The 15,188-nt window shown below is 64.7% G+C and carries 8 protein-coding genes and 1 pseudogene; 5 read left to right on the top strand and 4 right to left on the bottom strand.

Features of this window, described 5'->3' with window-relative positions; all coding sequences use genetic code 11:
- Window positions 1-68: 68 nt before the first annotated feature.
- Window positions 69-1,235: a nucleotide sugar dehydrogenase gene (locus AB0P11_RS08230; protein WP_363521181.1), complete on the bottom strand. Its 1,167-nt coding sequence runs from the start codon at window positions 1,233-1,235 to the stop codon at window positions 69-71.
- Between the two features lie 40 nt (window positions 1,236-1,275).
- Between AB0P11_RS08230 and AB0P11_RS08225 the strand changes: the two genes are divergently transcribed.
- A complete protein-coding gene (locus AB0P11_RS08225) occupies window positions 1,276-3,609 on the top strand; it encodes a glycosyltransferase (protein ID WP_363521178.1) in 2,334 nt (777 codons plus the stop codon).
- Window positions 3,610-3,742: 133 nt separating this feature from the next.
- Window positions 3,743-6,136 (top strand): glycosyltransferase, encoded by a 2,394-nt coding sequence (locus tag AB0P11_RS08220; RefSeq protein WP_363521175.1) that lies wholly within the window; start codon window positions 3,743-3,745, stop codon window positions 6,134-6,136.
- Between the two features lie 5 nt (window positions 6,137-6,141).
- Here AB0P11_RS08220 and AB0P11_RS08215 read toward each other — a convergent pair whose 3' ends face one another.
- Entirely contained in the window at window positions 6,142-7,173 is a 1,032-nt protein-coding gene (locus AB0P11_RS08215; RefSeq protein WP_363521172.1) for a hypothetical protein, read from the bottom strand.
- A gap of 36 nt (window positions 7,174-7,209) precedes the next feature.
- Here AB0P11_RS08215 and AB0P11_RS08210 point away from each other — a divergent pair, with 36 nt between their 5' ends.
- The 3 genes and pseudogenes from AB0P11_RS08210 (at window position 7,210) to AB0P11_RS08200 (ending at window position 10,685) form a co-directional block, all read left to right on the top strand.
- On the top strand, window positions 7,210-8,244 hold the full coding sequence (locus AB0P11_RS08210; RefSeq protein ID WP_363521169.1) for a hypothetical protein: 1,035 nt from the start codon (window positions 7,210-7,212) through the stop codon (window positions 8,242-8,244).
- A gap of 32 nt (window positions 8,245-8,276) precedes the next feature.
- Window positions 8,277-8,684 (top strand): annotated as a pseudogene (locus tag AB0P11_RS08205) (glycosyltransferase family 2 protein); the annotation flags it as partial.
- Window positions 8,685-8,957: 273 nt separating this feature from the next.
- On the top strand, window positions 8,958-10,685 hold the full coding sequence (locus tag AB0P11_RS08200; protein WP_363521774.1) for a glycosyltransferase family 4 protein: 1,728 nt from the start codon (window positions 8,958-8,960) through the stop codon (window positions 10,683-10,685).
- Between the two features lie 73 nt (window positions 10,686-10,758).
- Here AB0P11_RS08200 and AB0P11_RS08195 read toward each other — a convergent pair whose 3' ends face one another.
- Window positions 10,759-14,106, bottom strand: a complete 3,348-nt coding sequence (locus tag AB0P11_RS08195) for a glycosyltransferase (RefSeq protein WP_363521166.1) — start codon at window positions 14,104-14,106, stop codon at window positions 10,759-10,761.
- A complete protein-coding gene (locus tag AB0P11_RS08190; RefSeq protein WP_295102038.1) occupies window positions 14,103-15,092 on the bottom strand; it encodes a rhamnan synthesis F family protein in 990 nt (329 codons plus the stop codon). Before AB0P11_RS08190 ends, AB0P11_RS08195 begins: the two co-directional genes overlap by 4 nt.
- Window positions 15,093-15,188: the final 96 nt, after the last annotated feature.

Genomic DNA, 15,188 nt, shown 5'->3' with positions numbered 1-15,188 from the left:
CGTCCAAGCGCCAGGGCGGCATATCGGAACATGCTACCCCAGCGACTATCCGGCGTCTGAGCGCCGGTTCAGTCGCGACCGTAGATGTCGCGGGTGTAGATCTTATGGACGACGTCGTCGAGCGCATCCGTCGAGCGGTTGGCGATGATGACATCGGCCCTGGACTTGAACTCGTCGAGATCGCGAACGACCTCGGAGTGGAAGAACTCGTCCTCCTCGAGCGACGGCTCGTACACGACGACTTCGACGCCCTTCGCCTTGATGCGCTTCATGATGCCCTGGATCGACGACGCGCGGAAGTTGTCCGACCCGGACTTCATGACGAGGCGATAGACGCCCACGGTCCGGGGCTCTCGGGCGAGGATGTCGGAGGCGACGAAGTCCTTGCGGGTGCTGTTGGCATCGACGATCGCCGCGATGAGGTTCTGCGGCACCTTCGAGTAGTTCGCCAGCAGCTGCTTGGTGTCCTTCGGCAGGCAGTATCCGCCGTAGCCGAAGGATGGGTTGTTGTAGTGCGACCCGATGCGCGGGTCGAGTCCCACTCCCTCGATGATCTGCTTCGTGTCGAGCCCGTGCACCACTGCGTAGGTGTCGAGCTCGTTGAAGTACGCCACGCGCAATGCCAGGTAGGTGTTGGCGAAGAGCTTGATCGCCTCGGCCTCGGTCGACTCGGTGAGCAGCACGGGCACGTCGGTGGCGATCGCCCCTTCGAGCAGAAGAGCGGCGAATGCCTCGCCGACGGGGCCGCGATCGCCGACGACGATGCGCGACGGATAGAGGTTGTCGTGCAGCGCGCGCCCCTCTCGCAGGAACTCCGGAGAGAAGACGATCGTCGCCTGCCCATGCTCCGCGTTCATGCGCGCGGTGAATCCCACCGGCACCGTCGACTTGATCACGATCGCGGCGTCCGGGTTCACGGCGAGCACGGTGTCGATGACGTTCTCGACCGACGAGGTGTCGAAGTAGTTGGTCACCTCGTCGTAGTTCGTCGGCGTGGCCACGACGACGAAGTCGGCGTCCCGGTAGGCCTCCTCGGCGTCGACGGTCGCCGTGAGATCGAGCTCGTGCGTGGCGAGGTAGTCCTCGAGCTCGACATCGGCGATGGGCGAGACTCTGCGGCTGAGCATCTCGACCTTCGCGGGGTCGATGTCGACGGCGAACACCTCATGGTGCTGGGCGAGGATGACGGCGTTGGACAGGCCGACGTATCCGGTCCCTGCGATGGCGATCTTCATGCCCTCAGGCTATCCCGGCCCACGGATAGACTCGTGCGCGATGACACCGCGCCCTCAGCTCACCATCGTCATGCCGGTCTCGGGTGACGACGCGACTGTCGCGACGGCTCTCGAGAGCGCGCTCGCGCAGAGCCTCGTCGACATCGAGATCGTCTGCGTCGACGACGCGTCGACCGACGGCACCGCCGCCGTGCTCGAGCGATTCCGGCGACGCGACCCGCGCGTGCGGGTCGTGCGCCATGAACGCAATCTCTCGGCGTTCCAGGCGCGCCGCACCGGCGTCCTCGCGGCGAGCGCCGATCGTGTGCTGTTCCTCGACGGCGACGACGAGCTGACGCCGGATGCCGCGGCGATCGCGGTCGCGCAGGCCGAGGCGACGGATGCCGACATCGTCGGTTTCGGCGTCACCGTGGTCGAGCGCGACGGCCGCACCGGCAGTCCCTACGAGGTGCGGCTGCAGCCTCCGCAGCGTCCGTTGACCGGCCACGAGGTGCTGAGCGGGCTCTTCCCGGTGGGCAAGCCGGCTCAAGGCCAGCTCTGGCGATTCCTCTTCCGCACGCGCATTCTGCGCGAGGCCTACTCCCTGGTCCCGGAAGACCTCGCGCTGGCTCGCGTCAACGATCTTCCGCTGCTCTTCCTCGCGGCGGCGCTCGCGACGAGCTACACCGCTGTTCCCGACAAGCTCTACCGCTATCACTTCGGACGCGGCGGCAGCGGGCACCGCGTCGACTCCGTCGAACGGGCGCGGTTCTACACCGGGGCGATCGACTCGGTCGATGCGATCGGACCGGCCGTCGAGACCCTCTCCGCGTCTCATGCAGACCTCGGCCTCGTCCGCGACACCTACGAGTCGGTGCGGCTGTCGATCATCGGATACGTGTGCTTCCAGCTCGTCGAGCACAGCGACGATGCGGTACTCGACAGCGCCCTCGCGCACCTGCACACCGTCGCCGACGGTCAGGACATCGTGCACGCGGCCGCGCGGTTCTACCCCGGCACGCTCACGGCGCTGAAGTTCCACACGACGTGGCAGGGTCTGCCAGAGCGGCCCGCACGCAGCATCCTGCTCGTCACGTCGACCATACGCACCGGCGGCGTCTCGGCGGTGCTCACCTCGCAGGCGCGCTACCTGCACGAAGCGGGATACCGCGTGACCGTCGCGGCGCGCAACGGCGGGAGCGACGCGAGCGCGCTGCCCACCGGCATCCCGTTCATCGAGCTGGCCTCCCGCACGCTGCCGGCCCAGCTCGCGCAGTGGGCCGAGATCTGCCGAGCGCATGAGGTCGACGTGATCATCGACCACCAGGTGCTCTACATGGACAGCTGGCCGGAGTTCGCGCTCGTGGCCCGAACCGAGGGCGCTGCGACCATCGGCTGGCTGCACAACTTCGTCGCCCGACCCGTGTACGACGGCAATGACCGGCTGACCCTCATCGAGCGGTGCAGCCCGACGCTCGCCCAGCTCGTCACGTTGTCGCCGCTCGACGTAGCCTACTTCCGGCTGCGCGGCATCGAGCATGTGGCCTACCTGCCCAATCCCCCGTCACCCCTGATGCTCGAGTCGGCGGCTCACGCCGGTGCGAAGCCCGCTCCGGCCAGTCGACTGAAGCTGGTGTGGTGGGGGCGACTCGAGCAGCGCACCAAGCAGGTGAGTGAGCTCGTCGAGGTGGGCGTGCAGCTACGCGCTCTGGGCGTGCCCTTCGACCTCACCATCATCGGCCCCGACTGGGACGACGTCACAGCGAAGAAGCTCAACGCGCTCGCACGGCGGAGGGGAGTCGGCGACGCCGTCGCCGCCGTCGGGCCGCTGCGAGGGGCTGCGTTGGTCGCCGCGATCGACTCGGCAGATGCCTTCGTCTCGACGAGCATCATCGAGGGTTACCAGCTCACGATCGCCGAGGCGCAGGCGCGGGGGTTGCCTGTGTTCATGTACGAGTTGCCTTGGCTCACGCTGGTGCAGGAGAACCACGGAGTCGTCGCGGTGCCGCAGGGCGACGCACGGGGCCTCGCCTCCCGACTCGCCGAGACGCTCGAGGACCCCGAACACTACGCGCAGCTGTCGCTGGCCTCGTTGGACGCTGCGTCGCGGGCTCGCGACTTCGACTTCGCTCAGCTCTATCGCGACGTGGTCACCGGTGCGCTTCCGCCGAGGTTCTCACCGCAGCCCACGCTCGACGATGCCCGACAACTGCTCGGCCTGCTGGTGTTCTTCGCCCAGCGTGCGACACGGCGTCCCGGCGCTGCCCCCGATTCGCCGACGTGGGGCGCTCGAGTATGGCAGTCGGCCGCGCCGCTCGGCCGGGCGACACTGCGGCGCGTCCCGGGGCTGCAGCCGCTCGCGCACCGCGCGAAGGGATGGCTCGGCGCGCGCTGAGCTGTCCGAACCCGCGCGCCCACACGGACGCCACTCCGAGAGTCGTGACCCTCCCGCATAGGATGGCAACGAGCCAGCCCGGTGCACATCGAACGTGTGGCCCGCGTATTCCCACAGATCTCCGGAGTCCTCCATGCCAACCGCGCCCCGCGTCTCGATCGTGATTCCACTGTTCGACGATGTCGAGACCGTTGCGGCGGCTCTGGAGAGCTGCCTCGCCCAGACGCTCGCCGAGGTCGAGATCATCTGTGTCGATGACGCCTCGACGGACGGCACTGCCGACGTGGTCGAGCGATTCCGAGAACGTGACTCGCGCATCCGGCTCCTCCGGCATCCGCGAAACCTCACCGCGTTGCAAGCGCGACGCGCGGGGGTCATCGAAGCAGCTGCGCCGCACGTGCTCTTCCTGGACGGCGACGACGAACTGCTCCCCGATGCCGCCCAGAAGGCTCTTGCGGCCGCCACGCGACACGATGCTGACCTTGTCGGATTCGGCACTGAAGTCGTGACGCCTGATGGACGGATCGTCGGCGGATACCAGAAGCGACTCGCTCCCCAGCACAGCGCGCTTTCGGGAACCGGAGTTCTCGGAGGGCTCTTCCCGTCGGGCGAGCCTGCGCAAGGGCAGCTCTGGCGTTTCCTGTTCCGCACTGCGGTTGTTCGCAAAGCGTACGAACTGTTGCCGACCGACCTTGCGCTCCCCCGTGTCAACGACCTGCCTCTCTTGTTCCTGGTCGCGGCGCTTGCGAACAGCTACGTCTCGATCGACGACCGCCTCTACCGTTATCACTACGGACGAGGCGGAAGCGGGCAGGTGGTCGAGACCGTAGATCAGGCGTACTTCTACGCCGACGCGATTCGATCGATCGACAGCATCGCATCCGCGGTCCGTTCGATCGCACGCACCCGCAGCAACCCTGGCATTCTGCTCGATGCCTACGACTCCGCACGACTGTCGATCATCGGACACGTGCTCTCCCATCTCCTGGGACACACGGCTCCACACCTCACGGATGACGTGCTGGCACACCTGAACACCTGCGCTCCCCCGGTCGACCTCGTCCTGGCGGCAGCACGGTTCCACCCCGAGACGCTTTCGGCGCTGAGGCGTCACAGTGCGCCGATCGAGCTGGGCGCCGCCCCCGTCCGCAGCGTCATGCTGACGACCCGCTCACTGACGACGGGCGGTGTCTCGAATGTGCTGCTCACGCAGGCCGCGTATCTGCGGCAAGCCGGGTATCGAGTGCTCATCGTCGCTCGAAGATTCAACAGCAACCGCAACCTCGTGCCCGAGGGCGTCGAGTTCGTCGAGATGGTCGGGCGCGGTCTGCCGGAGCGACTCATGGAATGGGCTGCGATCTGCCGATCGCGCGCTGTCGACCTCATCATCGATCATCAGGTCATGTACTCGAGAGACTGGCCGGAGTACGCGCTCACGGCGCGAGCCCTGGGCGTCGCGACGATCGGGTGGATCCATTCGTTCGCAGGGCGGCCCACCTACGACGGCAGCGGGATGCACGGGCTGCTGAAGGAGTCTCTGCCGCTCCTGGCTACCACGGTCACCCTGTCGCCGCTCGATGTCGCGTTCTGGAAGCTGCGCGGTGTGGTGCGCACCGTCTATCTGCCGAACCCGCCATCGCCGTTGATGATCGAATCACAGGGCGAGGCGTTCGCGCGCAGACGCCCTGACGGACGGATAGAGCTCGTGTGGTGTGGTCGGCTTGATGATCGGACAAAGCGCGTCACAGATCTGATCGATGTCGCGCACCAGCTTCGCAGGCTCTCAATCGACTTCCACATCACGGTGATCGGCCCCGACGGGGGCGATCTCACCTCAGATCGATTCAACGAACTCGCGCGTGTGCGCGATCTCGGGGACGTCATCGAGGCCGTCGGGGAGAAGCGGGGACAGCAGCTGATCGACGCGATCGACGGCGCCCATGCTTTCGTCACCACGAGCGTGATCGAGGGCTATCAGCTCACGATCGCCGAAGCTCAAGCCCGGGGTCTGCCGGTGTTCATGTACGAGTTGCCCTGGTTGATGGTGGTTCAGGGGAATGACGGGGTGGTCTCGGTCCCGCAGGGCGACGCCGCAATTCTCGCCCGCCAGATCGCTGCGGTCTTCGCGTCTGCCGAGAGATACGAGCGACTCTCGGCTGCATCGCTGATCGCTGCCCAGCGGGCACGATCGTACGACTTCGCCCACCTGTACGAACAGCTGATCGCGGGTTCCCTGCCTTCTCAGTACTCGCCCCTCCCCACTCTCGAACAAGCGCAGACCCTGCTTGACTGGACCATTTTCTACGCGGACCAGCGCACGGGGCCGCGCGCGGACTCGACGCCACGGCGCGACGGCGGTGGCACAGGCAAACGGCGCATCGCAGCAGGTTCACAGCGCGGGGGCTCTTCATTCAGGCAGCGTGTCTGGCAGGCGGCCCAGCCGGTCGGGCGCACGTTGCTCCAGGTCTTTCCTGCACTGCGACCCGTCGCGCAACGCGCAAAGGCGATGCTGACCGTCGGGCGCTGATGCTCTTACAGGTCGAACACCGTCCGGATTCGAGCTGTGAGTGAGTGGATCTCAGCACGCGAAGCCTGGATCGCTCCCGCGAGTCTGGTGCGCTCAGAGTCGAGTCTGTCCGCACGGTCGGCGATGCTGTCATGGTGTCCCGTGAGCGCACCGAGCCCGGCTGCGGCAAGAATGCGCTCGATCTTCTGCGGGTCGGCCGCACTTCCGAGCGGATACGCACCCTCGGTTGCGCCCATTATGAGTGCGTGGGCCCGGTCGCTCACGACCGCGAGCGAGCGCGCGTACACACCGCGCATATGGCGGTCGAGGTCATCATGCCGGGTGCTTGGGGCCCCGAGATAGCGTCCGCCGAGGACCTCGGCGAGCTGCACAGCACGGGGAGCATCGCGCGCCACCTGTGCGACGGTCGCGATCGTCGTGCCCGTGCGCCTGGCGAACCCTCGAACAGCGCGGAACCAGGAATCATCCGGCCATGGACGATCGAACCGGAGAGTCACGGCGGTGTACGGTCTGTTCCCTTCGTCTTCCCAGGCCGAGGTCGACGATCCCTGTGCGAAAGCCCAGTCGGGCGCCACCTCGCCGAAGCCGGCGGCGTCGCGTGAACCGGGATCTCGCCATGAGACGAGTGCAGCCTCTCGCAAGACGGGGTCGAACTCTACGGCTGCCCCAGTCTCCAGGTCTTTGAGGCCGAGCCCTGCGGCGATGACCAGGCCACCTCGACGAACGACACGCTCCATCTCTCGCGCTCGATCGGGCAGCGGATACGGCTGGTCTGCGCGAGGGCTGATCTCCCCCGCATTGAGGACGTAGACCGGGCGCATCACACCGTCGCTGGCTCGCAGCCACTTGTCGCGGTCGGAATAGAGCGTGCCATCTGAGACGAGGGGTAGACCGGAGACGTAATCCGATGTCTGCCCGGCGAGATGCACGTGAAGGCGTGCACCCGCGTGTGTAAGCGCTTGGAGGAGCCCCGCACGTAGCGCCGAGTCACCGAGGTTGTCGTCTTGCCCGGACGGCTGAACGAACGCGTGCCTCATCGATAGCCCTCCACACGGCAACCATAGTATGGAGAAGTGATCTCGCTCTCCGATGACGCGCGTCCCGCACCGCGGCCCGTCGTGCAAGAGGTGCACCGACCGATTGCCCCGCTGCTGCGCTACATCGATCAGATCGTCGGCGGCGGGAGCGAGCACCTGGAGTTTCGTTTCTCACAGGGGGTTCTGACTCGATTCGACATCGACGTCCTCCACGTCGCCGACGAGAATCTCGGTAATCTCCTCGGGACACCCGATGCGGGTGCCCCCGCGTCGCCCCTGGCGGTCGCTGTGCTGGTGCGAAACCTGCGCAGGCATGACATCGCTCTGATCCGCACGATATCGCGGGCTTCCTCTGAACCACCACGCGGGCGGTCCGCCCGGTGGGCACAGTCACTCCTCGACAGAGCGACTGACGCCTTTATCGTGTTCGACGAGTCGACGCCCACACCAGACGCGGACAAAACCACCCTCATCCCGCACGCCCACTACCGCGACCGCTTCATGGGGTATCCCCGAGCGTCGATCGTGCGAAACCGAGTTCTGTGCATCGCACCCACTGAGCTTCCCCCAGAGACGCGCGGACTGGTCGCGATACCGCGGGCTGCGAATACGGCCGACCTCGAACTTCGTGTGGTCGGCTCAGCGGCACCGGCTCTGGCGGGGGCGATCGACTCTGAAGCAGCACGGTATCCGCGGCATCTGTCCGCGCGACTCGAAGCTGTCTCGGATGGTGCGCAGGTGCAGGAGATCGATGCCGCCGAACTCACGATCATCCCCGAGACGCGGACCATCGAGCACTACCAGACGCTTTTCCTCGTGCTTTCACTCGACCGCCCGGTGCTCACACCACGCACCAATGCCATGACACGGCTGGCACAGCAAGTGGGGCCCGAGTGGTTGCACCTCAGTGACGGCCCAGTGACCGCGGATGCACTGGATCTCGCGCTGGCGCGGGTACGGGCGGCGCCTGACGGGACCCGACCGAATCTGGAAGGACGCAGTCTGCAGACGACCCAGAACGCCTACGCGGTGCTGTTCGAAGACGTGGCCCGTAGGCGAGCGAGGTCCTGAATCTCCTCGCGCTAGGATCATCGAGATCGTTCGTGCGCGCGGCAAGGCCCCGCAGGATTCATCTTCTTTCACTTCTTGAGGTAGTACCTGTGTCCAATTCCCCCCGCGTCTCGATCATCATCCCGTTGTTCAACGACGAGGAATTCGTTGCGACAGCCCTTCAGAGCTGTCTGGCACAGAGCCTCGCGGACATAGAGATCATCTGCGTCGACGATGCATCCACCGATGCGACGGTAGAGATCGTGGAAGAGATCCGCCGCAGGGATGCGCGGGTCCAGTTGATTCGTCAGCCTGAGAACCGGTCGGCCTTTCAGGCGCGTCGAGTCGGTATCGAGGCCGCGAACGCTCCCTACATCCTTTTTTTGGACGGTGACGATGAGCTCGCCCCGCACGCGGCATCCGCCACGCTGCGCAAAGCCATATCGGCCAAAGCTGATGTCGTCGGCTTCGGCGTCGACATCGTCACGGCGGATGCGCGCACCCCGCGACGCTTCGAAGCAGCATTGCAACCGAAGTTCGGCGAGTTGCGCGCTCCGGATATCATCCCCGCTCTGTTTCCGGTCGGCGAAGAAGCGAACGGACACCTGTGGCGATACCTCTTCGAGACAGCCCTGCTCAAGAGCGCATACCAGGACATCGATCCCGATCTGAACTTCTATCGCGCGAACGATCTGCCGATCACTCTGCTCGCCCTCGCGCACGCGACGAAATACGTGTCCATCGCTGAGCGCCTCTATCGCTATCACTTCCGCCGCGGCACCAGCGGCCACGCGGTCGACGGTGTCGAACGTTTCGCGTTCCTCTTGGGCGGCGTCGAGCCGATCTCAGCCATCTCGAGCCAGATCGAGCGGCTGGCCGAGCAGATGGCTGATCCCCAGCCACTTCTCCGCTGCTACGAATCAACTCGACTGCACATCATCGCCAACGTCCTCCGAAGCTGCGTACGTGACACGTACGGTCCGCTGCAGCGGACGTGCCTGTCGATGCTCGAGGCGCGTGTCGGCAGACTCGACGTCATCCGAGCTGCGGCCGGCTTCTGCATCGAGGCCCTCGATCTCCTGTCCCTTACAGCGCCCGAGCCTGCCAACCATCCCGCCCCTCGGCGCAGCGTGCTGCTGCACACGGCTCACCTCGACACCGGCGGATTGCAAGCGGTTCTGCTGGAGCAGGCCGCCGCGCTCGCTGCTGCGGGTCACACCGTCACCATCGCCGTTCTCCGACACACCCCGCGGCAGCTCGACCTCCCGCCTGGAGTGACGGTCGAGCTCGTGACGGGGTCTGCCGTCTCCCGAATCGATCGCTGGCTCGAGATCTGCCGTGATCACTCGGTCGATGTGGTCATCGACCATCACATTCTGTACAACGAGAACTGGGCGTGGTACGCGCTTGCAGCGATGACTGCGGACATTCCGACCATCGGGTGGATTCACAACTTCGCTTTGCGCCCAGTCTTCGACGCGAGTCAGCGGACGTCCTTCCTCACGATGCACCTGCGCCTGCTCTGGCGGGTTGTGACGCTCTCCCGAGCCGACGTCGCCTTCTGGAAGCTGAGAGGTCTGGAGCACGTCGTCCACCTTCCGAACCCGCTGTCGCCTCTCGCGCTCAGCGCGTTGGAGAGACAGACCCCGCGGCAGTATCCCGATGGGCCCATAGAACTGGTCTGGTGGGGGCGCTTGGACGGACCCACGAAGCAGGTCCTTCAACTCGTTGATACCGCGCGGGAGCTGAAGGCTAGAGATGTCGATTTCAGGCTGAGGATCATCGGACCGGCATCCAACAACCTGACTCCGGCTGAAGTTCGAGCTGCGGCCGTCGAGCAAGGCGTCGACGAGTTCATCGAGCTCGTCGAGGAGCGCGACTCCGACAGTCTGACGTCGGAGCTTGCGAGCGCCCATCTGCTCGTGAGCACGAGCGCCATCGAGGGCGCTCCGCTCACTCTCGTAGAGGCTCAAGCGCTGGGCATGCCTGTCGTGATGTACGACCTTCCGTGGTTGTCCGTCGCACAGGGCAACGACGGCATGATCAGAACCGCTCCAGGCGACCCTGCTGCCCTGGCAGAGGCGATCGCAGGGGTCGCAGCAAGTCGCGAACGGTACGAGCAGTTGTCGAACGCTTCGCGATCGTTCGCGCACTCGGCGGCCTCTGTGGACGTCGATGCGCTCACCGTGGCACTCCTCTACGACGAAATCCCCGCGGAGTCCTCGCCCGAGCCCACGTTGGAGGACGCTCGGCTGCTCATGGACTGGCTCGTTCGCTTCGCCGAGCGCAACGCGCGTGACGGCGCTCAGGGCAACCCCCGAGAGCTCCAAACGCTGCGACGCACGCTGGACCGCACACAGCGACGCCTCGAGCAGATCACGAGCGGTCCCTCGTACCGTGTGGGACGGATCGTCACGCTTGTGCCACGGAAGGTCGCCGCACTGCTCAAGCGCTCACGCTGATCTGACGAGTCATATCCCCGGCGGAGCGCCCTCGCGGGCAGCCCCGCCGCATTGAGGGCCCTCCTCCTCGAAGTCACATGCCGGTCGCCGCGCGCTGCCTCCGCACGTCTTCCAGCATCACGCGCGCACGCGCAGCGAACGAATGCTCGGTCCGCACGTGCTGCGAGATCGCTCGGAGACGCTCATCGTCGTAGAACTTGGCAGGACCGCTTTCGACTGTAGCCAAGAGGTCGATCGGCGCCGTGAAAGTCGCAACTCCGGCGGGAAGGATATCGGCGGGGAACAGGCCCTTGAGGCCCTCGACATCGTCAGTCAGCAAACGCCCGCCTGATGCCAGCACGTCGAAGATGCGGTTAGAGACGAAGCCCTGATCGCGCATATCGGGCCAGTGATCGTTCAGCGCCCACTCCGCGCTGCGGTAGTACCGTCGGAGTTGTTCGTTGGGGACGTAGCTGCCCGCAATGTACTTCTCGTCGACGAACTTCTCCCAGTTCTTGCCGTAGATCATGACTGGGAGCCCCGCGTTGGCAGTCTCGCAAGCCGCTGGCCGGTACTGTTGGCGAGAATTGCCGACCATCAGGAGCTTTTTCTGAACTTCGGGAACTGCGGCATCATCGACAAAGAAGCGCTCGGGGTCCGTGCATTGCAGCAAGGGCTTGACGTCCAGTCCCCACTGCTCAGCGACGGTGCGGGGCCAGGACGCACTCGCCGCGTAGCGCAGGTCGTATGCCTCCAGCTCTTTCGCCGTGACCTGCTCGGGGTGGCTTATCACCCAGATCAGGCTCGTCGCTCCCACGGGCAACTGCACAGACTTGAGACCGCGCAGGTTGAGAACGACATCGTCGGAGTTCGACGTCGGACGATCGGCGTTCGGCCCGTAATCGACCGACACACGTTCGCCGAGTGAACGCAGTGCCTCAGCGAGCGAATTGGCAAAGTGGAAGTCGCCCCATGCGAGGGAGCGTTCGTCCGCGGGTGCCGCAGTCTTGATCGACCACTGCAGAGGTCGCGCCGGACGATCTTGCACCCGCGCGACCGAGCTGCCGTCGCGAGGACGCCAGATCGCGCGACTCCACGCTTCAGGCGACTTTGGCGCAGATGCCGCGATGAACCCGTCGAAGGCCGCACTCGCACCACTTGCGGCGATCGCTTCTTCAGACCCGGAAGGCGCATCGGGCCACAATGACGCGAACATCCGCACGTCGTGCTCACCGGCGCGTGCTGCAAACGGCGACGCGCCCATGGACTGAACGACGTTGTCAGTGCGCACGACAACAGGCTTCCCCTCAGCCTCGGCGGCGCGCTGGGACAGGTCTACATCGACCCAGAGATGTGCGAGCTTGGTGTTGACGCCATGGATGTCCCGCAACGTCGACGAAGACATCAAGATCGGCAAGGTTGCACCGGGCACGTTGAGATTCGGCGAAGCGAAGTTGCCCCAGTCTGCCGGGAGACCGTGCAGGAGACGGATCGGGTCTCTCCGCCCGGGGGCGTACACGACACCCAGATCTTCGATCAGACGGCTCTTGTCGAGCACGATCGGGTGGATCGCCGCCGCGTCGCTCGCACGGAGAGCGTCAACGAGCTCACCGATCGATCCCCGGGTGAAGAACGTCTGAGCCGTCGTGATGTAGATGTACTCACCCCGTGCTTCGCGGATGGCGTGATTGATGCGAAGGGGGGCGCAGTCGTTCACGCCGACCAGTGGAATCACTCGAACGTCAAGAGCGGCGAACTCCGCAAGTACGACTGATTGCAGCAAGAACCATGAGTGCGAGCTCGGGATGACGAGAACCTCCGCTGGCACGTCACCCAAGTGGTTCTGGATGTTCGTAAGTGCCAGCTGGGCTTCTGCTGCTGAGCCGACGCCATCTACCACTACGGTCACCAGCCCGGGAACCGTGTCAGGTAGTTCCGCGTTCTTCCAGCGACGACGATCCCTTACGTAGAAGTTCCACGCGATGGACTGCGCTTCACTTATTCGATTCGGGTCCTGATCGTCCTCGCTGTATCGGACGCCGACGAAGGGTACCTGGACGAGCTCCGTGTGCTCACTCAACGAAAGAATGAGGTCGTAGTCCACTGCCCGCAGTAGCGACTCATCGAAACCGCCCACCTGTTCGATCAGGCTGCGGCTCACTACGATCGCCGTCTGGTCGATCGAGTTCGCGGTCAGCAGGGACTCCCTCGAAGCTGGCTTGGTGCGATACGCCTCGCGCCCGTTCCGCGACACTTGCACGATTGAGTACCCGGCGTCATGTCCGCGCTGCTCGAGGAACGCAACCATCGAGTGAAGGAATTCCGGTTCCCACTGCTTATCAGAGTCCAAGAACGCGACGTACTCACCTCTCGCTCTCTCGAGCGCCGCGTTTCGTGCGGCGCAGACGCCACGATGCGTAAGCGCCAGCGCCACAATGCGGGGATCGCGTCCGGCTGCAGCTTCCAGCACAAGCTGCGTATCGTCTGTCGACCCGTCATCTGCGACGATCAGTTCCCATTTCGCGTATGACTGCGCGGACACCGACTCGATAGCCACACGAAGCTGACCGGCGCGATTCCATGTCGGGAGGATCACCGACACGAGCGGAAGGCTGTCCGTCCTCGCGTCGAACTCGTCGCGCACGGACGCAAGTTCTTTGCTGGGCGGCGGCGGCTCACTGGTGCTGCCCGTCTGAGCAAACAAGATCTCGCGGTCACGCCACTCCGTGCTCTGGCGGAGCAAAAAAGACCGCACGTCGTCGAGCGTGACGCCAGGACGCAAGCTCTTGCCGGAAGCATCGTATGGCAATGGCGCATCGTTCCCACGCTCCCGGAGAAACGCAGTGAGGGGCCCAAACTCATCCACGGGAAGTCGATCGTCGACCTGGGCCGGGTCGAAGAACATGGAGGTCGGGATCTCATGACATCCGTTGACATCCTTGATATACGCGATAAGCGGGTCTTGCTCCATTTTCGACCACTCGCGCGGGAAGACGTAGCTCGGGTTGAAGAGCGGATGCGGGCTGAAGCCAGCTCGGCGCCCGCGTTCGAGGTAGTGAGAAATAGCGTCATCGAGAGACTTGAATCGTCCCGCTACCTGAATCTGGTACCACTCGAGGTCGAAGACGAGAGAAGCCCTGATCAGGCGAATTTCGGCTTCATAGACGTGGCCGCCGGACTTCTGGTTCGAGTCCTTGGATGCGCCCGCTGCGCCGGACTTTAGTCGGGCTCCGCCTCTCAGTCTCTTCTCGAAGTTTCGGACTGTCGACACAATCCGAGCGCTGAGGGCCTGCCGGGTGTCAACGAGCAGCATCAGGGTGATGATCTGGACTCCGCCCAGCACAATCAGTGCCCATTCGGACGAGAGCATCACCGCGACGACGACGCCAGCGAGCAGCGCGATCGCTATCAGAGCAAGGATCTTCCGACTGCCGACCTTCATTTTCCCAGCTCTCTTTGAATTGTGTTCTGCGTGAACGCAGCGTCTGTGCAGTAGCCCAAACCGGAACGCGCTAAAGCGATCGGGTCTTCCAGGCGGTTATGTTCGCGGGGACGGAACGGGTAGTTCGGTCGCGTCGCGCGCAGGAAGTCTCGTACCCCGATCATGTGTTCCGGTAGGGCGCTCTCGGCTTCGCGAAGCAGCCGGTCAGCGCCGAGACCATAGGGATCGAATCGCAGGGTGTCAAACTTCAGCAAGGGTAGGCGTCCATCTATGAGCAGTCTGTCCGCGAGAGCGACGGCGGGATTGTAGGCACGAAGAATCTCGTCCGTCGCGGGTCGAGTACGGCCCAGAATCACACCACCGCTCCGCGGCATAACGCGCACCTCATCATGGTGGCGACGCCTCTCCTGCGCGAGCGACTCCTCCTCGACTGTCGGCTCCAAGTACCCGCCCGCCGAGAAGCCCGAATCCGTAACGGCAAGCGTCATCCCGACCTCGTACTGCATGATCACTGACTTGCGGTCCGAGACCGGCTCCATGTCTCGCCAGAAACGCTGGAAGCCGTTCGACCGGGACACTGCGCTCGAAACCGTGACGAAGAAGCTTTGTGCGTGCCCGCCGTGGTTCACGGACCAGGTCATCCCCATCAGATCGTTCTTCGAGGCCTGCTCGCTGTTGAGGATCTCTTCCAACGAGACGACAGGCCCTACGAAGGTGTCGTTGACGATCACGAGACGGTCGTAGGCCGCGTAGTCGCCGACAAGGTCTAACGCCCACTTGTAGCTGAAGAAGTCGTAACCGTAGTTGGGGCGGGTGACGAAGTCGACGTTCGCCGGCAGCGATTCGAGATCTGCCTCGCCTATGCCCGAGGTCGACACGACCACGACTCGAGCGGCAGAGTCCGCGTAGTTCCTGATCGCCGCTGCAGTGTGTTTGCGCAGCGTACGCCCGACGTCGAAGTGCGCCATGACAACCAGCACGGACATGTTTCGTCGACCCTCTCGTTTCGCACATGCGACGCCAGCTCGCGCATGCGATTCCCCCGTTGTCGGCGCAGACGTCTCGTATCGATTCGGCTTGCG

Origin of the sequence: Microbacterium sp. NPDC079176 (genome assembly GCF_040686675.1) — a bacterium.
Taxonomy (GTDB): Bacteria; Actinomycetota; Actinomycetes; order Actinomycetales; family Microbacteriaceae; genus Microbacterium.
Note: the sequence above shows the minus strand (reverse complement) of the source record. Positions and strands in the feature narration are given on the sequence as shown.